The sequence below is a fragment of the Pedobacter sp. NO84 genome (assembly GCF_059703915.1).
The window spans coordinates 586,612-613,249 of sequence record NZ_AP046575.1 but is presented as its reverse complement, the minus strand read 5'-3'; the positions used below and the strand labels follow the sequence as shown (position 1 = coordinate 613,249).

Sequence of the window (26,638 nt, the reverse complement as noted above, 5' to 3'; positions counted from 1 at the left end):
ATCTTTAACCACATAGTAACGTAGCGAAAATTTTAAAACTAGACATTTTTAGATTACATCTTCCCATTTCTCATTTCTTCACCAAGTGCATTACTTGTCCGCCTCCAGCCTGTATTTCTACACTAACAATATCAGCCTTGCTTACCACTTTTGATGTTTTTACAATAGCGTTAGGATTTTCTTTAGTAGTAGCCCCATCTTGATAAAATTCGGCCTGGTAATTCCCTAAAGGGAGAAAATCCAATGGAATTTTTAAAGTCCTAGGTACACTATTATTTATTGTTCCTACATACCAATCTGTGCCTTTTCTACGTGCAACGGTTAAAAAGGATCCCACCTCGGCATTTAGCACTTTTGTTTCATCCCAAACGGTTGGTACGTTTTGTATAAAATCAAATCCCGGCTGCCCTTCATAGGCTTCGGGATAATCAGCCACCATCGTTAAATAGCTTTCTAAAACCACATACATGGCTAGCATATGCGCACGTGTGCTAACCATAAGCGGTCTGATATAATGGGTTTTAAAATTTTCGGGCTTCACGGCCCTAAAACCGCCCAGATGATAATCACTTGCGCCAGCTATCAATCTCGTAAAAGCAATGTCCAAATCATGCTCGGGGGTTATTCCTTGTTTGCGCCATTTGTTCTGCTCGTAATTATAGGTCCCTTCCCGTGTAAATTCGTTGGGGTATGTTCTATTTAATCCAGTTGGTTTATAAGCGCCATGAAATTGAATAAATAAGTGATGTGCCGCTGCTTTCTCTAGGATCTCTTCTTGGATATTTACCATTTCTTGATCATCCCTATCTAGAAAATCGACCATCATTCCTTTAATTCCCCATTTTTCAAATTGTGTAAACGCAGCTTCCAGTTGTGGATATAAGGCTTTCCAATTTACCCAAACATGAATGGCAACTCCTTTGCTTTTAGCATAATCGCATATCTTCTGCATATCAAGCGCAGCAATAGATTTTGTGACGTCTGAGTAAGTTCCTTGGTGACCATAATTTGGCCAATCATTGGGGTACCAGGCAAAACCCCCATATCCAATCACCGAATGATATTCTATATGGTTTCTGGCGCAAAAATCAATGTAATATTTATTAGTTTCAAAATTAGCTCCTGGCACAAATGAAGTATCGGGCACTACATCGCCGTTCCACCAATGAAAAGATGTTTTACCCGGTTTTAGCCAAGAAATGTCCTTAATCTTTGAGGGTTCATTTAAGTTGGTAAGAATGTTTGATTCTATTAATGCTCCCACACGATCACTAAAAATCATTACCCTCCATGGCGTTTGATGTGGGAGTATTGCTTTGACCTTAATTTCTTTTTGACCTTGCAAGGGCGATAGAAAGCTTTTTAAAATGCCATTTGATTTAGATAGATACATGCCCGCGTAGTTTCTTAAACTTGCTTCCGTTATCGCCATGTAGGTTTGGTCTGGATATTCGAACAAAGCCGGAAGATCCATTAGCTGCGTCGAATTAAAATCGCTCAGCGACATCTTTTGGTACAGCCCTTCATGGCTACTGTTGTAATTATCAAAGAGTAAGGCCCTTATTTTTGGGTTTCCTGCAACATTAAACTCACTATTTTCATCTGTTAAGGTATACGACGACCAATTTTCTTGCTTCGGAAACTCATATCTAAATGCTACTCCATCATTAAACGCTCTAACAACAAGATTGATCGTTTTTCCATTAAGCTTATTCTCAACTAAGGGTATGATAACTTGATGGTAGTTGTTATGTACATGCTTAGTTTTCCCAATCGGCAACTCGTAAAATTCATCCGCTTTGCTAAAAACTGCCTTAGGTGTTTTTAAATTTCCTCCAAAGGCACCGCTTTCTTTAAACGTAAATCCTAATTCCGAATCGGCTATCAGTATTTTATTTTTATAACTAACCTGATAAAGCGGTTTTGATGGTGTTAATTTAAAAGAAAATATACTATTTCCATCTGGTGATTTCAATAGGATTATTTTTTGCGCATGGGCTGATGCGGAAAAAATACATAGCACAAGTACCAATGTTTTTTGAAAGACGTTCATCACTCCTGATCAGTAAGGTAAATGCGGTTTGTAAGCTACTCAATTTTAAGAATTGTTTAGCAAACAATTACAAAAATTATCTGTTTAAAGAAAGAATATAAAGTCAGTGCTCATGTTACATCTACAACCTTTAACCCTGCCACAACCCTATTTAACGGATTCAATTGGCTATAAATACATTTTTGAAAATACCGACCACTATCTCTTAGAAGTAAAAAGAGCTGACGCTGGAGATTTATATGAGCGACTATATTGGCTGAAAATCAGTAAAGATAACCATCATGTTTCTGTACTAAATCTGAAATCTATCGATTCTTCGAGAGATATTGAAGAACGCTTTTTTGATGAGGGCTATTTCAAATTTAATGTAGACAAAGGTATTTTTATTGAGAAATTTAACTCCGGAACACACCACTACCAATTAATTAAGGGCGTTGAAGGCGAAAACATGTTCATGCCAACGTTACAAAAGTATTTTTCGAAAGACAGGCAATTAACGAATTAGTTTGTTCTTTTTTCAACCACCTAAAGCACGTTAGACACCACAGTTTGAACCCCCGTATCTGAATCCAGCTTTGCGTACTCCACGTCCTTTGTCCCACAGGGACTCCCTTGGAGCGGTTAATTTTTCACCCTGCTAGAGCTTTTGAATTTCTCAACCACCTAAGACACCTGAGACACCTCAGTTTGAACTTCGATATCTGAATGGAACGTTGCGTTTCTCCGCGTACTTTGTCCCAAAGGGACTCCCTTGGAGCGGTTAATTATGCAATATAGCAGCTAACGAATTTTATCATTTCCGATTTTATTGGCGTTGATTGCAATTGCCACAGAGTCTTTTTGCTGTGCATTTGCTTTAATGCCATGTACCATCATTGATAAAGTAATAATAAAGAGCAATAAAATGGGAAGAGTTTTCTTTTTCATAGTCGCGGGTTTAAATCTACGACATTAACGTAAAAATACGAACACTTAGTATATACCGTCTAGAAATGTTCATCCCAAGGTGTTATGTGGATTATTGCATTTTATAAAAAGAGGATGATTCTTGCAGTATTAACCTAATTAGTTTAAATCAACGTGTTTAACACAACATTCATCAACTAATTTTAGAATAGAATGATAATTTTTTCCAACAGCATCTGACAATGCAATTTCGCATGTTTTAGAAGAAGAATAATAGCCGTCATGTGCCTTGGCCCTTACTTCTCCTGCTTCCCTAGCCGTTGCAGATTGGGTGAGCTCCGGGAATAAGAATCCTCGATCACCTGCCATTCCACAACAACCTGCAAATAAAGGTTGCGTTACTTCGTTCGAAAAGTGCTGGGCAATAGCATTGAATTTATAGGGAAGACCATACATTTTCTGTAGAGAACATACAGGATGCAGAGCGATGGACTCCTTTTTCTTGGCAACCCCTACTTTTGGTAAGATATAATCGTAAAGATAGGCCACACTATCTATGATTTGAAGCTCATCGTATTTCTTTTGATTCTCCGAAGTAAGCATGTTTCGGCAATTGGAAAGCGTTTGGGTACAGGAACTGATATCCAGTACAATGGGGAACGCCCCCTTTTGCGTTGTTTCATACAATTTTTCGATTGTATCGTTGGCGGCATGGGCAAAAGCCGATGCAAATCCCTTAGATGAAAACAATTGTCCGCAACAATGTTGATTTAACTGCGTAGGGATGATAACCCGGACACGTGCTTTTTCCGAAACCGACAAAAAATGCTGCATGATATCTTTATCTCCTTTATTTTTGTCGCCCATTAATCGGGTAATGCAGGTAGGAAAATAAACGATAGCTTGGCCTTGAATTGGAATTTGAAGCACTTTTGGAACTTTCTTAGCCGCAGCCAACTGATCAGACCATAAGGGAAATGCAGGAATGATGGTTTTAATCCCCCCTGTGATAATCGTCATGGTTTTATTGCCAAAAACCCGATTTATTAGTTCCCCAGATGCCAATGCAAATTTCACGGTCTTTGCTACTCCATTAAAATTTTTGGCTACCAATAAAGCAACCTTATTGGCAAATGGTGAATGGTTTTCTCGTCTCAACCGTTTTACTAAATCTCCGGTATTGATATCCACAGGGCAGGCCGTTGCGCACAAGCCGTCTACTGCACAAGTATCAAGTCCCTGATATTGATACTGATCCAACAAGGTTTTATAATCCTGTTTTTTACCCTTGTTTTTAAGATTTAGCAACTCTCTTCTTACCACAATTCTTTTACGGGGGGTAAGCGTAATGTCTCTGCTAGGGCATACGTGCTCACAAAATCCACATTCCATGCATCTATCCACTTCTATCTCAACTTTGGGCAGTTCCTTTAAATTGGCAAGATGGGCATCAGGGTTGTTATTGATAATTACGCCAGGATTTAACAAAAGCGATGGATCAACAATTGATTTGATCGTTTTCATGATCTCGTAGATTTCTCCACCCCACTCTTTTTCTACAAAAGGTGCCATGTTTCTGCCTGTGCCATGTTCGGCCTTTAATGCACCTCCATATTTTTGGAGTACCAAACTGATCACATCTTTGAGGAGCCGATCATATCGTTCAATTTCTTCAGGGGTGTCAAAAGCCTGACTAATCACAAAGTGGATATTACCATCTTTTGCATGCCCGAAAATAATGGCATTGTGATAGTGATAATCTACAAAAAGCTGTTGAAGATCAATAATCGCATCGCCCAGCTTATCTACAGGAACTGCGATGTCTTCTAAAATTACAGAGGTACCGCTGGCCCTAACCGCTCCAACTGCAGGGAACATTCCCTTCCTTACCTTCCAAAAAAGTGCCTGCTCTATTGGATCGGTGGTAAAAAGTGCTTCGTTCAATAAATTAAGTTCGGCCGCGATACTGATAAAATCCGCAATCTGCCCCGCAATTTCCACATGCGAATCTCCCTGATATTCTACTAGTAAGGCAGCAGCCGATTCGGGCAATTCTCTGATAATTGACGGTAGGCCTTCTATGTGCTCAACCGACCTTAATGATGCCCTATCCATCAATTCGACAGCAGCTGCCCCCGAATTGGTGAGGGGAACAATCGCTTTACAAGCCGAATAGATATCGGGAAAATAAAGTAGCGAAGTAGATTTTGCTTTGTAGTCTGGTAAGGTTACCATTACCGCTTCGGCAATAAATGCCAATGTACCCTCAGCCCCAATTAATAGATGTGCTAAAATATCTAGGGGCTCTTCAAAATCAATAAAGGCATTAACCGAGTAGCCTACGGTATTTTTTGTTCTATATTTTTTCCTAATACGCTCATGCAAATTTTTGTCGCCCAGAATCTCCTCACGCATTCTAATAAGATGATCGGTTAACCACGCATTTTCTAAAACAAATCTTGCGTAATCCTTAGCGTTTTCGGTAGAATAGGTTTTACCATTAGGAAGGATAAACCTAATGTATTTTACAGTGTGATAGGAATTTTTACTTACGCCACAGCACATTCCACTTGCGTTATTGGAAATAATGCCCCCCATCATTGCCGAATTTATACTTGCTGGATCAGGTCCTATTTTTTTTCCAAAGGGGTGCAGTAAAGCATTTACAATAGCTCCAATTGCACCGGGTTGTATCCTAACCAGTTCTCCGTTATTTTCTATTTTAATTTTTTCCCAATGCCTACTTAGGTCTACCAGAATTCCATCAGTAATGGATTGCCCAGATAAACTTGTACCAGCAGTTCTAAAAACAAGTGGAATTTGATGTTCTTGGGAAAAACTGAAGAGATTGATAATTTCTTCCTCACTGATGGGAAGAACCACAGCTTTTGGTCTGAGGTAATAGAACCCTGCATCAGAAGCATAAGCCACTAGGTCTATTAAACTAGATTTTATCCTCTCTTTAGCAATAATTTTTGATAGTAACGTTGCAATATCAAACTGTGGCATACTGCAAAAATATTATATATTCACACATTCCTTTCTAAAACCTCAAGTTTTTGACAAATAAATATGCGATTATTTTTAATTGTGATATAAGGCAAGGGCCAAAAAATAAGCTAATCGATTGTAATGGAAGAGTATACATAAAGGCTCAAACGTACCTTTACTTTATCTTGTTTGGCACTTTTATCCCTTTTTAATTATGCTTATTTTTGAATAGCATCAGCATTGCTGGAGGGAGATATTAACCATTACTTAATTTTTTACACCATGGCAACACAAAGGAATCCTATTGGATGGGCAGAAATCTATGTAGAAAATATGTCAAGAGCCCAAAAATTCTACGAAACCGTTCTACAGCTAAAAATGGAGGCTGCACCAATGCCCGAAGGTATGGAAGCCGAACCAGGGAGCGATGAATATTTTGAAATGGTATTTTTTCCGGGTGAAATGGATGCATCAGGAATAAGTGGCTCATTGGTTAAATCACCAATGTTTAAACCTGGATCAGGTGGCACACTTAACTATTTCACATGCGAAGACTGTGCTGTCGAGATTTCGAGGGTAGCTGAAGCGGGCGGCAAGGTAGTTAGTGGAAAGATGTCTATAGGCCAATATGGTTTCTGTGGAATTTGTGAGGATACAGAAGGTAATCCAATCGGTTTTCACTCTTTGAAGTAAAAATTTTTCGGTTTGCGGATGAGCCTTTATACTTACTATCTTTTAGCTCTATTAGTACAAAAAGCTACAAAATGGGCTGCTCCAACACCGGTTTCAACATTTTGGTCTGATACATGGATTCCTGGGTGGTCAGATTTCAAGCCGAGCATCACTCCATCAGCAAAACTGTCGATTTCCTTATTCCCTATTTCCGTACTTACTACAGGATAGTAGGCATGTTCGATCGCTTTTCTTTCTTCAAGGTCTACCTTTGCAAATTTCCAACCTTCGGCTGGTCTGATCCCATTTTCGTTATTGGCATTGTTTAAATGGAAAAGATATTCTTTAACCTTAAAATTTATATTATTTTTCTTCATTATCATCTACTTTTAATTGACTTAACTGGCCCCAAAATTCTTTGGTAAAACACAAGGTTGTATTACAAAAACTATTTAGATTATCTTGCAGTGCTGGATTTATTCCCTCGAACAACATGCTCCATGCAGTGTTGAAAGGATTTGAGCGATTAGGGCAATAATTATAACGCATAAAAAGATTAAATCATATGCTATTTCTCAAATATACCATCTTTTTGGTTGAAATTGATCAGAAAACTTGTAAAGTATAAGCAGTGGGTTGTAAGTTATAGGCCCAATGAAGGATAAAACCCTTAAGAGAATGTCTATGCAAAGATTTAAGGACTTTTCCTCTTAATGTATTCCTTTTTAAATTAGTTTTGTGGAAAGGGTGTAAACTGCGCATCTTCGATTTATATTAGCTTCTTATCATATCTCTTAACTTATAACTAATGAAAAATCGATATCTCTTTTTAACTTCTGCCTTCGTGTTTAGCATTGCAATTTCCGGTTGTCAACAAGAAAAGCCTAAAGAAAATCCGATAGACAAGAGCAAAACAGTTTGTTACCAATCCATTTCTGGAAAGGATACGGCATGGCTTTCCATTGATACGTCTAAAAAGATTATTAATGGAATACTTACCTTTAATTATACCGAGAAAAAAGAAAAATATGAGGGTCAGTTCAAAGGCGAAATGTATGGCGATACCTTGAGAGGCCACTATGATTTTAAAATTAACAAAGCAGAGCGATGGAACCGTAATCCAGTGGCGTTTTTAAAAAAAGAGGATAAATTAACCATGGGTGTAGGCCAGTTTATGTTAATTATGGGCTCGGCACATTTCGATGACAAGGTTCCCATCGACTATGAAAAGGGAAGATTTGTATTTGCGCAAGCGAAATGTAATAACTAAACTGAAATAGCGTATGGATTTAAAACAGACCAGAATGACAGCCGAAGAAAAACAGTCGGAGCTTGATCGGCACAGAGCCATCATTCTGTCTACCCTCGATTATCTTCTTGATCGCAATGGGAATAGGATTGTTTTTGACCAAAAAGACCCCATGAGGGAATATTATCAAGAGCAGAAAATACAAACTGAAAAATATTACAAGTTAAATAGGCTAGATAGACTTAAATACAGGTTGGATAGTTTAACAAAAGCATTACAAAACATTTAATTAGAAACTCTATCACAAGTTGAAGTAAATAGTGGCTTTACGCACGCTAAGCGATGCTTCTGAAATACCAGCCAAATTTAACTTTTAATGCAAAGTACAAAAGAGCATTAATTCGGTATTTAAAGACTATCTTCTGCAACTTTGGCTGGCAATAATTTTGTTGTTCGCTTCTGCCAAAAAATGAGAAAACAACAAAGTTATCGGAACTTGTTATCCTCAGCATGGTATTCTTATAAATCGTTTGTACGACTACGCACAAGTGATAGACAGGCAATCGCGCCCTTCAATATGGAAGATTGGAGAAGCCGGCTTTTCACCAACTTCATCACCTATGTACTTCCAAGTTGTTTTATCGCACTTGTACCAGGTGTTTATATGTCTTTCGCCCATGGATATATTTTGATTGGTGTTGCGGATCTACTGGCAGTTGTACTAACTGCCGCCATTTCCTTGTCGCGGGGGTTGAGCCAGAATGCGAAAAAGGTATCGGTAATTCTTATCTTCTATTGCCTGTCGATTATTCTGCTCATTAAATTAAGTATAGTTGGGCCGGGTTTCGTTTACCTACTTACGCTTAGCGTTATTATCACCATTACCTGTAAAATAAGGCTTGCGTATTGGAGTGTAGCACTAAATTTTATAGTATGTATAGCCTGTGCTATGATTATTCATTATAGACTTTGGAATACCCAGTTGGCAAATGACTATTCTCTGGGCATATGGATCACCGTTTCAACCAACCTCATCTTCTTAAGTTTTATCATCGTGATGATTGTAGGAAAAACCATTCAGGGACTGGAAAAGACGATTATAAAGGAAATATCACTCAAGGCCGATCTGCATAAAATAAATATCGAGCAACTGGAAAACAATCGTTTATTAAAGGAATCCGAAGGCCATTATATGAGTCTGTTTTTCCAAAGTCCAACCCCCATGTGGGTACTAGACAATGCGACCTTACGATTTTTACAAGTGAACCAGGCGGCCGTGATAAAATATAAGTACACTCAGGAAGAATTCCTGAAGATGAAAATTATAGATATCAAATTTGATACGAATCCTGATGCTGTGCAGGCCGACATGAACAGGAGTGGAACTGGAATCCCCGAGACTATGTTTACCCGGCACATTAAAAAAGATGGAGAAGTATTCCATGTGGAGATTATTTTCAATGCCATTCCTTTCAATGGCATACCAGCTACCCTTGCCATATCCAATGATTTGACCGAACGGATGGCATATCTTACCTCAATACAGCTGCAAAACGAGAGACTACAACAGATTGCCTGGATTCAAAGCCATGAGGTTAGGGCACCACTAGCTTCTATTTTGGGACTCACGCAATTATATGATGGCGAACTAGCCAAGGACCAAGTAGATGAAATCATGGAGAGGATACTGTATTCGGCAGGGAAACTTGATCGAGTAATAAGGGATACGGTTATTAAAAGTAAGTGTTAATACCATGAACAAAAAAACTAAATAACTCTATGCAAGCTCCGCATTGTTTATTTATATAGTTGCCCTATCGGTTGTTGTCTCCACCGACCGAAATAGTTAACCTAAATGGTTTTACCGTTGGGCAGTGGAACACCGACCAATAAAGAAAAAAATGAATATACTTTGCGCTATAGGTTGGTGTCCTCACCGACCGAAACAGTTAACTTATATGATTTTTCGCTTGGTCTGTGGAGACACCGCCGATAAAGAAGCTGGTGCGTCTACCGCCCCGATAGCTATCGGGGTCGCCACTATTTATAATTCAATATTAACCTGTTCACCATTTCTGGATATTTTTCAAGATTTTCAATGTAAATTTTGCTTTTCATCCTCTTGATATGGGTCTCGATTGATCTCGCCTGCTCATAACCGAGATCATTGATAACGAGGAAAATCTTCCAATCCTGTGCCTTTGTTGTAAAGCTTCCGCGAAAATCTTTGTTACAATGCTGCTCCAAACGAAAGGAAAGTTCGGAGCAACTCCCCGTGTAAAAACGGTCTAAAGTTTTGGAGTGTAAAATGTAAACTGATGCCATGATCCAAAATAACGAAAGCCCCAGTTTCTACTGGAGCTTTTTTGTTCATTATAAGGTTATTTTGTACCCAAGAGGAGTCCCGATAGCAATCGGGACGAACTCCCACACCCTAATTGTATTTGTACCCAAGAGGAGTCCCGATAACCATCGGGACGAACTCCCGCACCCTAAAGTGTATTTGTACCCAAGAGGAGTCCCGATAGCAATCGGGACGAACTCCCACACCCTAAAGTGTATTTGTACCCAAGAGGAGTCCCGATAGCAATCGGGACGAACTCCCACACCCTAATTGTATTTGTACCCAAGAGGAGATTCGAACTCCCACACCCGTAAGGGCGCCAGCCCCTCAAGCTGGTGCGTCTACCAATTTCGCCACCTGGGTAAGTGGTTTTAAGCCCATTGCGTCTACCATCCCCATAGCTATCGGGATCGCCACCTGGGTAAGCGGTTTTTAAGCCCATTGCGTCTACCATCCCCATTGCGTCTACCATCCCCATAGCTATCGGGATCGCCTCCTGGGTATTGGTCTGCAAATATAGAGGAATTTCACAAATTAGCTAATTTGCAAATTAGATAATTAGCTAATTATTTTAAGTCCATCATAAGCCAACCTAATATGCGGTGGCAATTCTTTTTCGATATCGGCATGCAGGCCTAAATTGTGGCTCATATGGGTGAAATAGGTAGTTTCTGCTCCTGCTTTATTTGCAAATGCGATAGCTTCGTTGAAGGTAAAATGAGAGATATGATCCTGCTTTTGAAGTGCGTTGATCACTAAATATTTGCTTCCCTTAATTTTTTCGAATGATTCATCTGATATGGTCTTGGCATCCGTGATGTAGGTGAAATCTTTGAATCGATATCCCAAGACAGGTAATTTATGGTGCATTACCTCTATGGGGACAATGGTAGTAGAACCAATTTCGAAAGGTTGGTTAGTAACAGTGTGGAGTTTAACCTGCGGTAAACCATGGTATTTGGTATCTGCAAAAATATAAGCAAATTCCCGTCTTAGTGCTTCTTGCACTCGTGTTGTAGCATGGATATCAATCACCTTGTGTAACAAGTAATTAAAAGGCCTAATGTCATCTAATCCCGCTACATGGTCCTTATGCTCATGAGTATATAAAATAGCGTCTAGATCTTTTACGCCTGCTCTCAGCATTTGAAACCTGAAATCAGGGCCGCTATCTATAACTAGGGTTCTATCATCGGTTTCTACCAGAACAGACACCCGCAATCTTTTATCCTTAGCATCGGCTGATTGGCATACCGCACAGCCACACCCAATAACCGGAATGCCCTGTGATGTGCCCGTACCTAAAAAAGTGATTTTCAAAATGCAGTATTAAAAGGATGATTGTAAACTTCACACCATCAACCCAAGACAATTATACTCAAAATAGGCCAAAATAAAAAAGGTTCAAGCTTTCGCTCAAACCCTTTTAACATGTTCCCGATAGTTATCGGGAATATTAATTATCTTAAATCTACTACTTCAACGCCAGGATATTTTTTCGCGTCGAAAGCAAATGTGGTTTCAGGAACTTTTACGTTTGGCGAAAACGTTTTCACGTTGTAAGTATAGGTATTTCCATTCTTCTCAAAAATAACCACATTGGCTATTTGTTTTAAAGCTTTATCAATACTTAAACGAATTTTAAACACGTTTTTCTTCGCATCAGTTGGAGAAAGATCGATCATTTGATAAACCTTCGACCCCACTTTGCTTTCACCTGTGTACAAGTACTTAAATCCTTTTTCGTAAATCGTAAAAATCTTAGCAGGATTAATGGCATCTCCACTATTATCAACGTTAGAAATCTGCACTTCCTTATCATTTTTAAGATAAGTCCATTGCACTTTTCCATCGCTGATCAAATCTTGATTGGTCATGGCAACTTTATACTTATTGGCATTTGCTTTAACGTATAAGGTTCCTTGTTGAGTTTCTTTAACCTTTGCTTGTGCGTTATTTAAGGTAAAGGTAAAATCTGTTTTCACCACATCATAAGTACGATATTTCTTACTTACTGCAGCCAGAATTTCTTTGGCTTTCGCGTCTGTTTGTGCGCTTGCTGATAATCCGAATGCGCCAATAATCAATCCTATTATAATCTTTTTCATCTTTTTCTTGTTTATCTGTTAACATCAAACACTTTCAAGTTAACAGCACGTACATCTATGATTTGTTATTGAGGGTATTCAAAAACTGTTCCAAAGCATATTGATCTGGCAATAAAACTTCTCTAGCTTTACTTCCTTCGAACGGGCCAACTACACCCGCAGCTTCCAATTGATCAATTATCCTTCCAGCCCTATTGTATCCCAATTTCATCTTTCGCTGAATTAAAGAGGTAGAACCCTGTTGATGGGTCACAATCAGCTGTGCGGCCTCTTCAAACAAGGGGTCTCTATCGTCGGGATCAAAATCACCTTTGGTAGATTCCGCATTCTCATCTATATATTCTGGTAGTTGATAGGCGTCTGGATAGCCACGTTGGTTACCAATAAACTCAGAAATACGGTCAACTTCTGGTGTATCTACAAATGCACACTGTAGTCTTATTAAGTCGCTCCCTGTTGACAATAACATATCTCCCCTACCAATTAACTGGTCGGCGCCGCCACTATCCAAGATTGTTCTTGAATCGATTTTCGAAAGCACCCTAAAAGCCAATCGAGCCGGAAAATTAGCCTTTATCGTTCCTGTAATGATATTTACCGACGGACGTTGCGTTGCAAGAACCAAATGGATCCCAATAGCTCTTGCCAATTGTGCCAAACGTGCGATAGGTGCCTCCACTTCTTTCCCGGCAGTCATCATCAAATCTGCAAACTCATCAACTATTAGAACAATGAAAGGTAAAAACCTATGACCGTTATTTGGATTAAGTTTTCGCTTGATAAACTTATCGTTGTATTCCTTTAAATTTCTAACCTGTGCATCTTTCAATAAATCATAACGCTGATCCATTTCGATACATAAAGAGTTTAACGTATTCACCACTTTTTTGGTATCGGTGATAATTGCGTCCGCCTCGCCAGGCAATTTGGCCAAAAAGTGGCGTTCAATCCTATTAAATAGCGTAAGTTCTACTTTTTTTGGATCTACCAGTACAAATTTCAGCTGTGCTGGATGCTTTTTAAACAAGAGTGAAACTAAGATGGCATTGATCCCAACAGATTTACCCTGCCCGGTTGCTCCAGCTACCAACAAATGGGGCATTTTAGCCAAATCGGCAATAAAAACTTCATTGCTAATGGTTTTCCCAAGTGCAATGGGAAGGTCCATGGTGTTTTGCGACCATTTTTCGGTATTTAAAATGCTCCTCATCGAAACCATTTCTGGATGCTGATTTGGCACTTCAATCCCAATGGTACCCTTTCCGGGCATTGGCGCAATTATCCTAATTCCTAAAGCGGCTAAACTCAGGGCGATATCATCTTCTAAGTTTTTGATCTTAGAAATACGAACACCTGGAGCCGGGATAATTTCGTACAAAGTAACTGTTGGACCAATTGTAGCTTTAATCTTATCAATCTCAATGTTGTAATGATTAAGTGTTTCTACAATTTTATTTTTATTGGCTTCGAGCTCATCGGCATTTACAGAAATCTTATTAGAACCATAATTTTCTAATAGGTCTAAGTGTGGGTATTGATAGCCCGATAAGTCTAATTTTTCATCATAATTGCCAAACTGTTCTACGAGGCCTTCGGCTTTTGCTTCTTCTTCGGTTTTTTCTATGGTAAATGCAGGCTCAACTTCTAAGGGTGTGGCCGCAGCAGCTGTGGGAGTTAATAACACATTTGTACCTAAGGGTAAAATCGTTTCTAACTCCTCTTTTTCATCCTGGTTTTCGAATCTGCTTGGGGTAAGCACGATGTTCTGTTCTTTTTTAGGTTGATTTTTGAACCTATCGTTTACATCAAATTCTACAGGCTCAGATAGATCTGCATCCCTATTTTGTGCTGCTTCTGCCCTTATATCGCTTACATAATCTGGAACTTCATTATCTAAATACACTTCCTTTTCACGCTGTGGAAGTTTGAAATCGATATTATAGGCTATGATTAAAATTGTTAAGGCTAAAAAAACCAATAAACCACCAACGCCAGCCTGTCCGACCTGTGCAACTAATAATTTATTGCTCCAGTAACCAAATTCTCCTTCTAAGAAATGGGGAGTATCTGCAAAAAACGAATGGCCAAAACCAAAGGCAAGGGATAGGAATACCAAAAAGAAAAAACTATAGGCTAATACCTTTTCGATGGCGAAGATTTGTACCTTAAAAAGTAAGCGGTAACCGATTACAAAAAACACGAAAATGAACAGGAATGATGCTACACCAAACCACTCGTAGATAAATTGATGGGCCAATAATGCACCCACTTTACCCAACCAATTTTGGACGATAGGATCATTTACGCCACTGTTCTTAAGTTCATCTAAACCTTTAAAGAGATTGCTCCAACCCCCATTGGCATCAATTACGTAGCTCTGATCTTCCTGCCAAGTAAATAGATAAGAGGTAAAGGCAACTAAAAAATATATGGAGATGATAATAAAGAAAAGCCCAATAATTTTAATAAATCTTCCATTTTGCAAGTCGAAAGTTGGCATTAAATCTACCTTGTTTCGCGTTGGTCTGCTTGTTGTTTGCTTCTGACCAGCTTTTGTAGGTTCTTCCTGCTTAAATGAATTAGACTTAAATTGATTTCCCTTTAGCGGCATTTAGTTAAATGTTATAAGCAACAAATATAAAATATATAGTTGTTTGTGCTATATAAATCAATTAAGATTTGAAGAAATTATTTTGAACGTTCCTCATCGGATGACTTAAGTCATCCGATGAGTTAAACCATTTCCCATTCTTATCGTCTAAATTAAAATGGCGAAAATCATTTTATATAGTTTTGTTTTAGGTTAATCCTGCTTGATCATATTGGGCAGGATTTTTTTTTGCTTATATTAGTCATCGGATGACTTAAGTCATCCGATGACTAACCTTTTTAAAAAATGGATATTACGCATCTCGAAACGCTTATTGAGAACGGTCAGTTAGCCGAAATAATCGAATTACTTAAACAAAAGCCTCAATTGGCCTCACAAACAACATCTCACCGAATTTCTCCTTTGATGTTGGCCTGTTACTATAAAAAAAGTGAAATTGCTAATGCTATTGCCGAATTTGTTTCAGAACTGAATATTTTTGAAGCTTGTGCCGTAGGAAAGTTTGATGATGTTACACTTTTGATCTTTAAAAACCCACAATTGGTTAATTCTTTTTCGGATGATGGTTTTACTCCGTTGGGACTGGCCAGTTATTTTGGACATGAAGATATTGCCCGTTTTTTAGTGCTTAAAGGGGCGGAGGTTAATGTTCCCACAAATAATGGCTATAATTTATTCCCCATTCATTCGGCCGTTGCCGCTAATAATTTCACTATAACAAAAATGTTGTTAGATGCCGGAGCTTACCCTAATGTTTGTCAAAAAAGCGGTGTAGCACCCTTACATTCGGCCGCACAATTGGGAAATATAGAATTGATAATTCTATTATTGGAGCACGGTGCAGAAGTAACTTTGCGCATGGAAGGAGGAAAATTACCGGCAGATCTGGCTGCTGAAAAGGGATTTAGCGAAATCGCGGAGATATTAAGGGATGATGATTAATTAGCTAATTAGTGAATTAATCAATTAGCTAATTACCCATAGTCAAATGAACTTAAATATTATTGACTTGGTTAATTTAAAGCGTTGATGAATTTGGTTGAAGCATTGGCTAATTATCAAATTAATAAATTAGCTAATTAAATATCCCAAACCCTTAACCTCACCTTTTTCATATAATTTCGAATGTCTAAGACTACAGCTGCTAAAAGGTAAAATAAGATCGGGAAACCAACAGCCAAAAAGGAGGAATAAATAAAGAACAGGCGCACCTTGTTTGTGTTCATGTTAAATTTATTGGCAAGATAAGTAGATACGCCAAAACTTTGTTGTTCAAAAAATGTGACTATACGTTGAAACATTGATCGTGATTGCTATAACATTTAAACGTAATTTAGCTTTTAAAATTGGGTTTTGCAATTTAATCTATTGTTAGGGTTTAAAAAATGAAGTTAGAACTGTATAGATTACCACCCACCACAATTCATAAGCTTAATTAGTAGTGGATTTCTTTAATATTTTTACTCCAATTGCACATTGCAGGCATCTCTTTTCATTGCAATACATTTTTTTCAATTGAAGAAGTGCTTGAGAATGAAAGGCATTTTTAACTTCTACACCCACGGCTATATATTGCTTAAGGATGGAATTATCTTCTGGAGGCAAATTTTCCAACATAGAGATTGCCCTTCTTACATATTGATACTGGTCCATTGTTTTACCATAAGTGAACAACAAAATGCTCATTGTATTGATCAGAATATGATGAATGGAGCTTTTGCCTAGCTGAAGGTTTACACCAACGGCCTGTTTATTAAAGTGGTAATGGGTAGCCCAGAAGGGATTAACCGGAAGATTCTCAAAGAGTTGCTCTGTATCTTGAAGCTCATTTATATATAAAATCTTCGAAAAAAGATGGTTTGAGCGAGCTATTAATGCCGCAAATTGTGCCAATCTTAGTGTCGGGAAATTCTGTGGGCGCATGCGCATAAACTTCCAAAGCGAAATGTCTATGGGTTTTAGCTTATATTTTTTTCTTAGGAAAAGATATTCATGACGGAGTTGTTTAGGGTAAGGATGGTTAAATTTTTGATTAAGAAAGCCCGCCTGACCAAAAATTAAAGCTTCGATTTGCAAAGGATTGTCTTTATGTTTTGACAACAACTGGTGAGGTAGCGATTGAGCTAATATCTCCATCGGGAGGGCGTTTACTTTAAAACCAAAGCTCCTCGCCAAAAAATGATAAAAGGTTCCATCCCAATCACCTTTAAAAGCGGCGAGTTTCTGTTCAACCTCAACTGATTTTTGCACCATCCGCTCAACCAAAATACGGGATAAGAAACTCTCGATTAATAAGGTGTCAACCTGATGAATTTGCTTTTCGCAAGGGAATACATTTGCTGATGTAACCAATTGTTCATAATTATTAAGGAGATAAGGGGGATAGAGGTCTTTTATAATTAGTACAGGCAACAAGCTTCCATCTTTTCTATAAATGGGGATGTCATCCTCATAAACTACATGCAATACCACATTTTCGTAAGCACTATCAAACTGATGCTGATGCAACATCCAATCGGATGATTTGATATGGATTTCTACATTACCAACCCAGATTGTATCTGCAATTTGGATTTTGGCATTGCTAAAATCTGGACCGGAATTTCTATTTGGCATTCCTGGATGTAACACGTCTATCAGTTCGTAATTGGTTGTATACAGTTTTTGGCTACCATATAATCTAAATTGCCATATAAAATGCAAGAATTCTTCTTGAAAGTTCATGCATGAAAATAAGTATTCAAAGCGCTAAAAATGAGGTTTTTAGAAAATTTAACTGGTGATTATCGGGATTGAATTAGAGGGAAAACTTGATTTATTTAAGGATTATATAATCTCCTAAAAGTTATCATAATTATCATACGACCCGCTTGGGGTCTAGAAACGAACGTTCATATTATATAGAGAGTAGCTGACCTCTCTGAGGTAGGTTGGGACCAGCATGTTTGATATTATTATATAAGACCCCGCTGGGGTCGTAATGCGTGATGGATATTTCTTAAAAGATTTGACCTCTCCGAGGTCAGCTTGTGAAGCCGTAGGCTTCATATATCTTAGATAAATGGCAGTTTATTCCCTCGACCCCGGCGGGGTCGCATATAAAAATGGGCTCCCGCAACCTAACGTTCATATCTCAGAGAGTAGCTGACGCCCTAAAAAAGCAGGCTGGGATCAGCATGTTTAATATTATTACATACGAGCCCGCTGGGGTCGTAACGCTGATGATTTCTTTGAAAATTTGACCTCTCCGAGGTCAGTTTATGAAGCCATAGGCTTCATATATCTTAGACAACGGGCAAGTTATTCCTCGACCCCGGCGGGGTCGTATATAAAAATGGGCTCCCGCAACCTAAGATAGCAGCACCACCCTTATTTATTAAGCCTGATCGGAATGGAAAGCCCGTATCCCGATCCTTCATCGGGAGAGGACTTGTAATGGAGAGCAGGGCTGCAAAATCCCAAGCACTACTGCCTTTCACTTTCTAATCTTTCGTATTCTGCTTTTTATAAGTAGTAATAAATACTCCAGCAATTATTAATATCGTAGCAATAAGCAGCTCATAGGTGATCACTTCATCTAAAATTAGCCAACCCAAAAATAATGCGATAATGGTATTGAAATAAGAGGTAATGGTTACTTCTGTAGCTGTTACTTTTTTTAACGCGTAACTGTAGCAAAAATATCCGATCACAGACCCAAAGATCCCTAAATAAGCTACTGCTGCTAAACTTTCCAAACTCCAACGACTAGGTTCTATTTCCTTCGAAAAAATAAATGCTAAAATCAATTGAACAATCGCCGAAAAAGCAAACTGGTAAAACAGATCAAGAAAGATATTTGAGCTTTGTTGAGTATATTTTTTGGTGTATATCGTTCCTGTTGCCCAGCTTAAAATGGCAATGGCCAAAAACACAACGCCATTGGTATAATTAGAATCCAAGAGATCTGCAATTCCATCCCTAAAAATAAAGGCTACACCTAAAAAACCTATAACTACTCCTATAAATCCTTTTAAATTTGGCCTCTGTAGTCCGATTAATACACTTCCAATAAAAACTACAATTGGGCTAAGGGCATTGAGCAGGGATGTTAACCCACTGGGGATACTCTGTTCGGCCACTGTGGTCATTCCATTTGCGATTACCACCATAAGTAAAGAGAGCAGAATTTGTCGCCTTAATGCAGGCCAGCCGATCCATTTTAGTTCGTTTTTTCGTAAAAGTATAACCAATAGAATGGAGGATGCTAAAAATTGTCGCATTGCGGTAACAAACCATGGCGGGATGGTATGCACAGCAATACGAATTCCCAAATAGGTTGTGCCCCAAACTAAAGCGATGGCAACAAGAGCTCCAATTAATTTAAAATCAACTTTTGCTTTCATAACAGATTGGCATTCTTCAATATCTGCTCCATTTCTTGCTGGATAATTAAGGCCTCTTCACGGGCTTTTTCGGCAAAATCGAGACCATCGCTTGCATAAATGATGCTTCGGGCCGAGTTTACCAATAGTCCACAGCTTTTGTTTAGGCCAGCGTTACAAACTGCAGCTAAATTTCCGCCTTGTGCTCCGATACCCGGAACCAGTAGAAAATGATCTGGTGCTAAGCGTCTTACATTTTCAAACTCTTCGGGCTTAGTAGCACCCACAACATACATTAATTGATCGCTACTTGCCCATTGTTGAGCTGCTATGATTACTTGTTCATACAATTTTGTGCCATCCCTCTGTTGAGTTTGAAAATCTTTGCTTCCTTCATTAGAGGTAAGCGCTAACAGAATCATCCATTTATTTGGATAAGCGATAAAGGGAGCTACAGAATCCTTCCCCATGTAGGGTGCAACGGTAATCGAATCAAAGCTCATTCCTGTGTTTTCTTCTAAGAAAAATGCTTCGGCATACATGGCAGAAGTATTTCCAATATCACCGCGTTTTGCGTCCGCGATCGAAAAAATATCTTTCGGAAAATGTTGCCAGGTTTTAACTAAGGTTTCCCAACCTCGAGCTCCCCTATTTTCGTAAAAAGCAGTATTTGGTTTATAAGCTACACAAAGATCATGGGTAGCATCAATTAATTGCTTATTAAATTCAAGGATAGGATCTTCGTATTTTAACAGGTGTTTTGGAAGTTTTGATAATACTGGATCTAGACCGACGCATAAAAAAGATTTCTTTTTTTTGATCTGCTCAAAAAGTTGTTCCTTGTTCATTTGAAGTGGGAGAATGATGCGCAAAGATGTCGATTTTAGTGAAATTCCCGTTATGTTTACAACAAAAAAATGCAATATTTTTAAACAATTTGATATTTTAGTTGCTTATTAATTTGTAAATACATACAATTGTGGCATAATTCCCGAATGTTTATCTGAATATCCCAGAAAAATCTCAACCAAAATTGTTTCTATAAATGTTTTTAAGGCATTTTTTTCTATACTATTCTTTGATAAACCCTATTTAAAATTTCTCGACAAATACACATAAATGTTTAATAAAACAGAACTAACTGAAAAGCTTACTGCTGAATTACGTGAGTTGGCAAAAAAAGCCGGTATAACCAATACTGATGATTTGCGTAAAAACGACCTCATAGAGCAAATTCTACAGCAACAATCCCCGATAAACGAATCTAGTGCAGCGCCTCAAGAAAGTGCCACTACTGTTCGGTCGGCTAAGCCTAAAATTTCCAGAGAAAACAATACCGACAAACCGATGGTAAAGAAAAGGGCCCGTATTTCTAAAGACGATAAAGGCAATCAGCCCCAACAACCTGAACGGGATCGTGTTACTTTATTTGATGAACCACAAACACGGAGACCTGAGGCTGAAATTGAGGAAGTTGAAGAAGTTGAGCCACCTGTAGTTACACTTCCACCAAATTTTGAAGATGATCCGGAGCGTTTGGAAACCATTGCAATGAAATTGCAGAACCAGGCAAACAAAGCAAAAAATCCCGAAAATCCTAACAGTCAGGCTAATCCTAAAAATCCTGTTAATCCTAAAAATCCCAGTAAGAAACAGAAAAATATCCCAGAGGGCGAAGAAAAACCTGCACGCGAAGAAAGAACACCTAGGGAAGATAATCGTCCGCAAAAAGGACAAAATCCTAACCAAAACGGAGGAAATGCCCATAAACAGAATGAAACCAGTTACTCGACCCTCGATTTTGATAATACCATTACCAACGAAGGTGTTTTAGAAATTATGCCCGATGGATATGGATTTTTACGTTCAGCAGATTACAATTACCTTTCATCTCCTGATGATATTTATGTTTCGCAATCGCAGATTAAATTATTTGGACTAAAAACCGGTGATACCGTTAATGGTAGCATCCGCCCGCCAAAAGAAGGCGAAAAATATTTCCCTTTGGTTAAAGTAATTAGCATTAATGGCCGAATTCCTGCCGACGTGCGCGATCGTGTTCCATTTGATTACCTAACCCCACTTTTTCCTACGGAAAAATTAAATCTTTTCACTGATTCTAATAATTACTCTACACGGATCATGGATCTTTTCACTCCAATTGGAAAGGGACAACGTGGATTAATTGTAGCACAGCCGAAAACCGGTAAAACTAACTTATTAAAAGAAGTAGCTAACGCGATCGCAAAAAACCATCCGGAAGTTTATCTGATTATTTTATTGATCGATGAGCGTCCAGAAGAGGTTACCGACATGGCCCGTAGCGTAAGAGCTGAGGTAATCGCATCTACTTTTGACGAACCCGCAGAGCGACATGTGAAAATCGCCAATATCGTTTTAGAGAAATCGAAACGTTTGGTAGAATGTGGTCATGACGTAGTTATCCTATTGGATTCTATCACCCGTTTAGCTAGAGCCTACAATACCACTGCCCCTGCATCGGGTAAAATTCTGTCAGGTGGTGTAGACGCCAATGCCTTGCATAAACCAAAACGTTTCTTTGGAGCCGCCCGTAATATTGAAAAAGGTGGATCATTAACTATTTTAGCTACCGCACTTACCGATACGGGATCTAAAATGGATGAGGTAATTTTTGAAGAGTTTAAAGGTACCGGTAACATGGAACTGCAGTTAGACCGTAAACTATCGAACAAACGGATTTTCCCTGCCATTGATATTACTGCATCAAGTACACGTAGAGACGATCTATTATTGGATAGAGAAAACCTACAGCGCATTTGGGTATTGCGTAACCATTTGGCCGATATGAACAGTCAGGAGGCAATGGAACTGGTGCAGGCACAAATCAAAGGCACTAAAACCAACGAAGAATTTTTAATGGGAATGAATGGGTAGAAAAATGTAAGATGGAACATGTAAAATGGAAGATGTTTCCATTCCATCTTCCATCTTACATCTCACATTTTACATCTTAACATGAAGAGACACATCCCAAACGCCATTACTTGCGCCAACCTATTTTCGGGTTGTATCGGGATTGTTTTTGCATTTCAAGGAAATTTAGAATATGCCGCTTATTTTGTGGTATTGTCTGGGGTTTTTGATTTCTTTGACGGAATGGTAGCTCGATTGCTTAACGTTAAATCGGCTATTGGTAAAGAATTGGACTCGTTGGCGGATATGGTAAGCTTTGGGTTCTTACCGGGGGTAGTAATGTATCAGTTGCTTTTTTCCAACCTCCCTGCCTATTATCTAGGAGAAGCTGCTCTAGCGATCCCTTATTTGGGCTTTATAATTACGGTTTTTTCAGCACTACGATTGGCTAAATTCAATGTAGACACAAGACAAACGGAGGAATTTATTGGATTGAACACACCAATGAATACTTTTTTTATAGTCTCCTTACCCTTTATTATTAAAGATTATCCTTTAGTTGGCTCTCCCGTTCTACTTGTAGCAATTATCGCAATCACCAGTTTTTTATTGGTGAGCGAACTTCAACTATTTTCATTAAAACTAACTGAGAAATCTTGGGCAAAGAGCAAGTTCAAATATATGTTTGTTATTCTCTCGGCTCTTTTGATCGCCCTGCTTAAATTTACAGCAATACCCTTTATTTTGGTATTGTATATTGGATTTTCGGTGCTTCATTTTAGGAAGAAAACCTAATTAAACATAATTGAGTTGGAAGTAGGGAGTTGGGAGTTGGGAGCTAGGTCAAGTCTAATCCTATAATCTTATTAATCCTAGTCCTATTAATCCTAGTTGTTTTTCTGTAATTCAACTTTCGCTTCATCCAATTGCTTATATAGAGTCTCAACAAAATCCTTAACTTCATTAAATGCCTGTGGGATATGTTCAACTTCACGAAGTTCTCGAGCATTGGTTTCTATTGCTTGCATGTGGTCTCTAACATCTTCACGACCTACATAATAAAAAGTGGGTTTTATTTTATGTGCACATTCAGACGTAGATTTCCAGTTTTCAGACTTAATTGCGAGCTCAAGTTCTTCCATATAGATGGGGGTCTGCTTCTTGAAAACATCTAGCATCTCAATCATAAACTCGGCACTATCTCCAGACATCTCTCTTAAATAAGATAGATTAAGAGGCTCATTGTTTTTGTTTTGGTCGATCATTAATCAAACTTAATTAAAATTGTGGTTTTACACAATGATAATAAACGAATTTTAACTAGTTAATGAAGGTTAATTGCCATCCTCAGCTCCCTATCTTTCTCTCAAAGAGATGCCTCTCATAACAACCTTCTAATACGCCAACATTCAATCATTTCTTTTCTACCTTTAACGGGTCGTTTAAATTTTTCAAAATTTCAGACAAACTCAGTCCTAACACTGGATGTATAAAATCAGGCGCAATTTCTACCAAGGGCTCCATCACGAATTTTCGATGCTGCATTGCGGGGTGAGGGATATGTAGTTCGTCTTCTCTGTTAACGATTTCATTTCCATATAAGATCACATCAATATCAATTAATCTTGCCCCCCATTTTTCTTCCCTTGTTCTTCCCAATACTTTTTCTATCGCTAACACTTGGTGCAGCAGTTCAATGGGAGTTAAAAGGGTACTCACTTCTAGTGCCCGATTTAAAAATCCCGGCTGGTCTGTCTTTCCCCAAGCGGCTGTTTCATAGACTGATGAGCTAGACATGATTGTTCCAACCTCTTCGGCTATTAATCCCATCGCCTGATCCAAGTACCATTCTCTTTTCCCTAAATTACTACCAAGTAACAAATAAGCAGTTACCGTATCTAATTTCATATTGTATGGATCATTTTAAGGCTAAAGCCTTTCTTAATTTATTTGTAAATGGGGCAATAAATTACTATAGGATGCCCATGCTTTTTATATATTTGCAAATTAAATACTTAACAAGCACATGAAAGAATTTTTTAAATATGTTTTAGCTACTATAGTCGGAATTGTTGTCTCAACCGTTGTTTTATGTGTGCTTTTCTTTCTTATAATTGTTGGAATGATAAGTTCGATTGGCGAGGAAAAAACTGTTGCAGTTGGCCATAATTCGGTACTTTATTTAGACCTCGACCAGGTAATTACCGAACGTACCCCAGATAACTCCTTAAAGGGCATCCCCATCATTGGTGGTAGCGATCAAAAAAGTATTGGATTTTATGATGTAATCAAAGCTCTAAAAGCGGCTAAGGAAGATGATAAGATAGAATGTGTTTTTATCAATGTGAGTGCCCCACAAGCGGGCATGGCAACCATGTTGGAAGTTAGAAATGCGATTATTGATTTTAAAAAATGTAAGAAACCTGTAATTGCCTATAGTGAAGTGTATTCTCAAGGTGCTTATTATTTGGCTTCTGCAGCAAATAAAGTATATCTTAATCCAGAAGGTGCACTGGAATTTAAAGGATTTAGCTCAGAATTGATGTTTTTTAAAGGTGCCCTCGATAAATTAGGTATCGAAGCTCAAATAATTCGGGTGGGTAATTATAAAAGTGCAGTTGAACCCTTTATAAATACCAAAATGAGCGATTACAATCGTAAACAGGTTACCGCTTATGTTGGTGGTTTATACCAAACCTTTTTACAGGGGATTTCGCAAACCAGGAATATCCCTACGGATAGTTTATTTCTATTGGCAAATGATTATAAAATTCAATTACCAAAAGATGCTTTAGCCTATAAATTAGTTGATGGACTAAAATATAAAGATGAAGTTTTAGACGAGTTGAAAAACATTACCGGAAAAGGTAAAAAAAGCACCATTACCACGGTTAGTATTAACGATTATATTGCCAATCTCCCTTCAGAAGATACGGCCTCTAGCAATAAAGTAGCGGTAATTTATGCCAATGGCGATATTGTTGGCGGTGAAGGTTCTGATGAACAGATTGGATCTGAACGAATTTCTAGGGCAATAAGAAAAGCACGTCTTGATGAGGATGTTAAAGCTATCGTTTTACGTGTTAATTCTGGCGGTGGAAGTGCACTCGCTTCTGATGTAATCTGGAGAGAAATTGTATTGAGCAAAAAAGTTAAGCCGGTAATCGCCTCATTTGGCGACGTGGCAGCCTCTGGGGGATACTATATCGGTTGCGCCGCAGATAGTATCTTTGTACAACCAAATACTATTACAGGCTCAATTGGTGTGTTTGGGATCATTCCAAACTTTCAGAATTTATTGAACAATAAGTTAGGAATAACTTTTGATGGGGTTAAAACTGGTAAGTATGCAGATATCATGAGCGTTACAAGACCGTTAACCGCAGGAGAGCGTTTCATCATTCAAAATGATGTAAATCATGTTTACGACAGTTTTATCACTCGCGTAGCCAATGGACGTAAAAAAACAAAAGCCCAGGTTGATAGCATTGGCGGTGGACATGTATGGATCGGAACCGATGCGGTTAAAATTGGATTGGCTGATAGATTGGGGAGCTTTACCGATGCCATTAACGCGGCAGGAAAAAAAGCAAAACTGAAATCTTTTAGAGTGGTAGAATATCCTGAGAAAATTGACCCATGGAAAGCTTTTCTAGGTAATGCACGAGATAACATTAGTGTTTACTATTCTAAAAAAGAATTGGGCGAACATTACTTTATCTATAAACAAATGCAAAAAGCGATTGTAAATAGTGGTGTTCAGGCAAGGATGGATTACGAGGTGAAAATAAGGTAATTAGCTAATAAGCAATCTATCTAATTAGCTAATTAATTTTGGTCCATTCTGGATGGAGTACCAAATAGGTATCATTTACCTTCTCTCCTTTTTTATGGATAGTGATGGCACGACTTATATCCCTTAAAAATTCGACCGCTATTCCGTTAGCTTTCGAATCGAATATCTGGATCGTATCTCCCAAAGCGGTGTCAACATACCGTGACACTTGGGTAAAATCTGAATATTTGGTTTGGAAGGTCGAAAGTAAGTTGCCGTTATTCAATCCATCTACGGTTTCAAATTTACCCGAGATTACCCTGATTTGTTGTACTACTTTGGTAGACATCGTGCTATCCCCATAGGTAGAATAAATGGCAATTTCGTTTCTTTTATTACCCGTTTTATTTTTTCCATACCAAACAGACCAAGCTTTGCCCATGGCTGCATCGCTCACATCAGGCTTTCCTTTTAAAGAATCCACCGTGATCATATTTTGTCCAAGAAAATATCTCCCGATAGATTTACCAGGAACAATTAACAATTTAGCTTCGATGTCGTTTACATTGGTGGTATTCTGATAGAGTTTCACTTTGGATGAATCCGAATTACAGGAAAACAACAATCCACAGACAACAATAAATAAATACTTCATTTTCATACGTAATTA

Annotated in this window: 25 protein-coding genes and 1 tRNA gene; 9 read left to right on the top strand and 17 right to left on the bottom strand. The window is 38.3% G+C overall.

The window, feature by feature from the left end; genetic code table 11:
• Positions 1–70: 70 nt before the first annotated feature.
• Complete coding sequence (locus AC6H0V_RS02825) at positions 71–1,975, bottom strand: glycoside hydrolase family 97 protein (protein WP_497562196.1); 1,905 nt, start codon at positions 1,973–1,975, stop codon at positions 71–73.
• A 190-nt stretch (positions 1,976–2,165) separates the two neighbouring features.
• On the opposite strand from AC6H0V_RS02825, the gene AC6H0V_RS02820 reads away from it, so the two are divergent.
• Positions 2,166–2,558 (top strand): hypothetical protein, encoded by a 393-nt coding sequence (locus tag AC6H0V_RS02820; RefSeq protein WP_497562195.1) that lies wholly within the window; start codon positions 2,166–2,168, stop codon positions 2,556–2,558.
• 275 nt (positions 2,559–2,833) lie between these two features.
• On the opposite strand, the gene AC6H0V_RS02815 is transcribed toward AC6H0V_RS02820, so the two are convergent.
• Complete coding sequence (locus AC6H0V_RS02815; protein WP_497562194.1) at positions 2,834–2,980, bottom strand: hypothetical protein; 147 nt, start codon at positions 2,978–2,980, stop codon at positions 2,834–2,836.
• 138 nt (positions 2,981–3,118) lie between these two features.
• A complete protein-coding gene (locus AC6H0V_RS02810; RefSeq protein WP_497562193.1) occupies positions 3,119–5,968 on the bottom strand; it encodes an FAD-binding and (Fe-S)-binding domain-containing protein in 2,850 nt (949 codons plus the stop codon).
• Positions 5,969–6,232: 264 nt separating this feature from the next.
• Here AC6H0V_RS02810 and AC6H0V_RS02805 point away from each other — a divergent pair, with 264 nt between their 5' ends.
• Positions 6,233–6,643, top strand: coding sequence for a VOC family protein (locus AC6H0V_RS02805; protein WP_497562192.1), 411 nt, complete (start codon positions 6,233–6,235; stop codon positions 6,641–6,643).
• Between the two features lie 35 nt (positions 6,644–6,678).
• Here AC6H0V_RS02805 and AC6H0V_RS02800 read toward each other — a convergent pair whose 3' ends face one another.
• Positions 6,679–6,999: a hypothetical protein gene (locus tag AC6H0V_RS02800; RefSeq protein ID WP_497562191.1), complete on the bottom strand. Its 321-nt coding sequence runs from the start codon at positions 6,997–6,999 to the stop codon at positions 6,679–6,681.
• On the bottom strand, positions 6,986–7,171 hold the full coding sequence (locus tag AC6H0V_RS02795) for a hypothetical protein (protein ID WP_497562190.1): 186 nt from the start codon (positions 7,169–7,171) through the stop codon (positions 6,986–6,988). The genes AC6H0V_RS02800 and AC6H0V_RS02795 overlap by 14 nt, the downstream gene beginning before the upstream one ends.
• A gap of 259 nt (positions 7,172–7,430) precedes the next feature.
• Between AC6H0V_RS02795 and AC6H0V_RS02790 the strand changes: the two genes are divergently transcribed.
• The 3 genes from AC6H0V_RS02790 (at position 7,431) to AC6H0V_RS02780 (ending at position 9,621) form a co-directional block, all read left to right on the top strand.
• Positions 7,431–7,892: a hypothetical protein gene (locus AC6H0V_RS02790; protein WP_497562189.1), complete on the top strand. Its 462-nt coding sequence runs from the start codon at positions 7,431–7,433 to the stop codon at positions 7,890–7,892.
• 13 nt (positions 7,893–7,905) lie between these two features.
• Positions 7,906–8,160, top strand: coding sequence for a hypothetical protein (locus AC6H0V_RS02785; protein ID WP_497562188.1), 255 nt, complete (start codon positions 7,906–7,908; stop codon positions 8,158–8,160).
• Positions 8,161–8,340: 180 nt separating this feature from the next.
• Positions 8,341–9,621 (top strand): PAS domain S-box protein, encoded by a 1,281-nt coding sequence (locus AC6H0V_RS02780; RefSeq protein ID WP_497562187.1) that lies wholly within the window; start codon positions 8,341–8,343, stop codon positions 9,619–9,621.
• Positions 9,622–9,911: 290 nt separating this feature from the next.
• Here AC6H0V_RS02780 and AC6H0V_RS02775 read toward each other — a convergent pair whose 3' ends face one another.
• From AC6H0V_RS02775 to AC6H0V_RS02755, 5 genes are all read right to left on the bottom strand, one after another.
• Complete coding sequence (locus tag AC6H0V_RS02775; protein ID WP_497562186.1) at positions 9,912–10,196, bottom strand: GIY-YIG nuclease family protein; 285 nt, start codon at positions 10,194–10,196, stop codon at positions 9,912–9,914.
• Positions 10,197–10,494: 298 nt separating this feature from the next.
• Positions 10,495–10,578: transfer RNA gene (locus tag AC6H0V_RS02770), tRNA-Leu, on the bottom strand.
• A 195-nt stretch (positions 10,579–10,773) separates the two neighbouring features.
• Positions 10,774–11,535, bottom strand: coding sequence for an MBL fold metallo-hydrolase (locus tag AC6H0V_RS02765; protein WP_497562185.1), 762 nt, complete (start codon positions 11,533–11,535; stop codon positions 10,774–10,776).
• A 140-nt stretch (positions 11,536–11,675) separates the two neighbouring features.
• Positions 11,676–12,323, bottom strand: a complete 648-nt coding sequence (gene lolA1, locus AC6H0V_RS02760; protein ID WP_497562184.1) for an outer membrane lipoprotein periplasmic chaperone LolA1 — start codon at positions 12,321–12,323, stop codon at positions 11,676–11,678.
• A gap of 55 nt (positions 12,324–12,378) precedes the next feature.
• Positions 12,379–14,934: an FtsK/SpoIIIE family DNA translocase gene (locus AC6H0V_RS02755; protein WP_497562183.1), complete on the bottom strand. Its 2,556-nt coding sequence runs from the start codon at positions 14,932–14,934 to the stop codon at positions 12,379–12,381.
• A 285-nt stretch (positions 14,935–15,219) separates the two neighbouring features.
• On the opposite strand from AC6H0V_RS02755, the gene AC6H0V_RS02750 reads away from it, so the two are divergent.
• Complete coding sequence (locus tag AC6H0V_RS02750) at positions 15,220–15,876, top strand: ankyrin repeat domain-containing protein (protein WP_497562182.1); 657 nt, start codon at positions 15,220–15,222, stop codon at positions 15,874–15,876.
• A gap of 137 nt (positions 15,877–16,013) precedes the next feature.
• Here AC6H0V_RS02750 and AC6H0V_RS02745 read toward each other — a convergent pair whose 3' ends face one another.
• The 4 genes from AC6H0V_RS02745 to pyrF form a co-directional block, all read right to left on the bottom strand.
• Positions 16,014–16,235 (bottom strand): PspC domain-containing protein, encoded by a 222-nt coding sequence (locus AC6H0V_RS02745; protein ID WP_497562181.1) that lies wholly within the window; start codon positions 16,233–16,235, stop codon positions 16,014–16,016.
• Positions 16,236–16,365: 130 nt separating this feature from the next.
• Entirely contained in the window at positions 16,366–17,658 is a 1,293-nt protein-coding gene (locus tag AC6H0V_RS02740) for a DUF2851 family protein (protein WP_497562180.1), read from the bottom strand.
• A 758-nt stretch (positions 17,659–18,416) separates the two neighbouring features.
• Entirely contained in the window at positions 18,417–19,319 is a 903-nt protein-coding gene (locus tag AC6H0V_RS02735; protein WP_497562179.1) for a DMT family transporter, read from the bottom strand.
• Complete coding sequence (gene pyrF / locus AC6H0V_RS02730) at positions 19,316–20,146, bottom strand: orotidine-5'-phosphate decarboxylase (protein WP_497562178.1); 831 nt, start codon at positions 20,144–20,146, stop codon at positions 19,316–19,318. Before pyrF ends, AC6H0V_RS02735 begins: the two co-directional genes overlap by 4 nt.
• 271 nt (positions 20,147–20,417) lie before the next feature.
• Here pyrF and rho point away from each other — a divergent pair, with 271 nt between their 5' ends.
• Together rho and pssA are read left to right on the top strand one after the other, a co-directional pair.
• Entirely contained in the window at positions 20,418–22,214 is a 1,797-nt protein-coding gene (gene rho / locus AC6H0V_RS02725) for a transcription termination factor Rho (RefSeq protein WP_497562177.1), read from the top strand.
• Positions 22,215–22,295: 81 nt separating this feature from the next.
• Entirely contained in the window at positions 22,296–22,988 is a 693-nt protein-coding gene (gene pssA / locus AC6H0V_RS02720; protein ID WP_497562176.1) for a CDP-diacylglycerol--serine O-phosphatidyltransferase, read from the top strand.
• Between the two features lie 92 nt (positions 22,989–23,080).
• Here the strand turns inward: pssA and AC6H0V_RS02715 are convergent, their stop codons facing one another.
• Together AC6H0V_RS02715 and folK are read right to left on the bottom strand one after the other, a co-directional pair.
• Positions 23,081–23,458 carry an Hpt domain-containing protein gene (locus AC6H0V_RS02715; RefSeq protein WP_497562175.1) on the bottom strand — a complete coding sequence of 126 codons (378 nt, stop codon included), beginning with the start codon at positions 23,456–23,458 and terminating at the stop codon, positions 23,081–23,083.
• Between the two features lie 148 nt (positions 23,459–23,606).
• Complete coding sequence (folK, locus tag AC6H0V_RS02710) at positions 23,607–24,101, bottom strand: 2-amino-4-hydroxy-6-hydroxymethyldihydropteridine diphosphokinase (protein WP_497562174.1); 495 nt, start codon at positions 24,099–24,101, stop codon at positions 23,607–23,609.
• Between the two features lie 118 nt (positions 24,102–24,219).
• On the opposite strand from folK, the gene sppA reads away from it, so the two are divergent.
• On the top strand, positions 24,220–25,989 hold the full coding sequence (gene sppA, locus AC6H0V_RS02705; protein ID WP_497562173.1) for a signal peptide peptidase SppA: 1,770 nt from the start codon (positions 24,220–24,222) through the stop codon (positions 25,987–25,989).
• Positions 25,990–26,017: 28 nt separating this feature from the next.
• Here the strand turns inward: sppA and AC6H0V_RS02700 are convergent, their stop codons facing one another.
• Entirely contained in the window at positions 26,018–26,623 is a 606-nt protein-coding gene (locus AC6H0V_RS02700) for a hypothetical protein (protein ID WP_497562172.1), read from the bottom strand.
• Positions 26,624–26,638 lie beyond the last annotated feature (15 nt).

What these genes read in the sequence shown, in the direction of transcription:
- AC6H0V_RS02745 (WP_497562181.1), bottom strand. Translation starts at nt 16,235, where the DNA reads ATGTTTCAACGTATAGTCACATTTTTTGAACAACAAAGTTTTGGCGTA.
- lolA1 (WP_497562184.1), bottom strand. Translation starts at nt 12,323, where the DNA reads ATGAAAAAGATTATAATAGGATTGATTATTGGCGCATTCGGATTATCA.
- AC6H0V_RS02785 (WP_497562188.1), top strand. Translation starts at nt 7,906, where the DNA reads ATGGATTTAAAACAGACCAGAATGACAGCCGAAGAAAAACAGTCGGAG.
- AC6H0V_RS02820 (WP_497562195.1), top strand. Translation starts at nt 2,166, where the DNA reads ATGTTACATCTACAACCTTTAACCCTGCCACAACCCTATTTAACGGAT.
- AC6H0V_RS02750 (WP_497562182.1), top strand. Translation starts at nt 15,220, where the DNA reads ATGGATATTACGCATCTCGAAACGCTTATTGAGAACGGTCAGTTAGCC.
- AC6H0V_RS02805 (WP_497562192.1), top strand. Translation starts at nt 6,233, where the DNA reads ATGGCAACACAAAGGAATCCTATTGGATGGGCAGAAATCTATGTAGAA.
- AC6H0V_RS02740 (WP_497562180.1), bottom strand. Translation starts at nt 17,658, where the DNA reads ATGAACTTTCAAGAAGAATTCTTGCATTTTATATGGCAATTTAGATTA.
- AC6H0V_RS02715 (WP_497562175.1), bottom strand. Translation starts at nt 23,458, where the DNA reads ATGATCGACCAAAACAAAAACAATGAGCCTCTTAATCTATCTTATTTA.
- pssA (WP_497562176.1), top strand. Translation starts at nt 22,296, where the DNA reads ATGAAGAGACACATCCCAAACGCCATTACTTGCGCCAACCTATTTTCG.
- AC6H0V_RS02775 (WP_497562186.1), bottom strand. Translation starts at nt 10,196, where the DNA reads ATGGCATCAGTTTACATTTTACACTCCAAAACTTTAGACCGTTTTTAC.
- AC6H0V_RS02815 (WP_497562194.1), bottom strand. Translation starts at nt 2,980, where the DNA reads ATGAAAAAGAAAACTCTTCCCATTTTATTGCTCTTTATTATTACTTTA.
- AC6H0V_RS02735 (WP_497562179.1), bottom strand. Translation starts at nt 19,319, where the DNA reads ATGAAAGCAAAAGTTGATTTTAAATTAATTGGAGCTCTTGTTGCCATC.
- pyrF (WP_497562178.1), bottom strand. Translation starts at nt 20,146, where the DNA reads ATGAACAAGGAACAACTTTTTGAGCAGATCAAAAAAAAGAAATCTTTT.
- AC6H0V_RS02755 (WP_497562183.1), bottom strand. Translation starts at nt 14,934, where the DNA reads ATGCCGCTAAAGGGAAATCAATTTAAGTCTAATTCATTTAAGCAGGAA.
- AC6H0V_RS02795 (WP_497562190.1), bottom strand. Translation starts at nt 7,171, where the DNA reads ATGCGTTATAATTATTGCCCTAATCGCTCAAATCCTTTCAACACTGCA.
- folK (WP_497562174.1), bottom strand. Translation starts at nt 24,101, where the DNA reads ATGAAATTAGATACGGTAACTGCTTATTTGTTACTTGGTAGTAATTTA.
- AC6H0V_RS02700 (WP_497562172.1), bottom strand. Translation starts at nt 26,623, where the DNA reads ATGAAGTATTTATTTATTGTTGTCTGTGGATTGTTGTTTTCCTGTAAT.
- AC6H0V_RS02780 (WP_497562187.1), top strand. Translation starts at nt 8,341, where the DNA reads ATGAGAAAACAACAAAGTTATCGGAACTTGTTATCCTCAGCATGGTAT.
- sppA (WP_497562173.1), top strand. Translation starts at nt 24,220, where the DNA reads ATGAAAGAATTTTTTAAATATGTTTTAGCTACTATAGTCGGAATTGTT.
- AC6H0V_RS02790 (WP_497562189.1), top strand. Translation starts at nt 7,431, where the DNA reads ATGAAAAATCGATATCTCTTTTTAACTTCTGCCTTCGTGTTTAGCATT.
- AC6H0V_RS02800 (WP_497562191.1), bottom strand. Translation starts at nt 6,999, where the DNA reads ATGAAGAAAAATAATATAAATTTTAAGGTTAAAGAATATCTTTTCCAT.
- rho (WP_497562177.1), top strand. Translation starts at nt 20,418, where the DNA reads ATGTTTAATAAAACAGAACTAACTGAAAAGCTTACTGCTGAATTACGT.
- AC6H0V_RS02810 (WP_497562193.1), bottom strand. Translation starts at nt 5,968, where the DNA reads ATGCCACAGTTTGATATTGCAACGTTACTATCAAAAATTATTGCTAAA.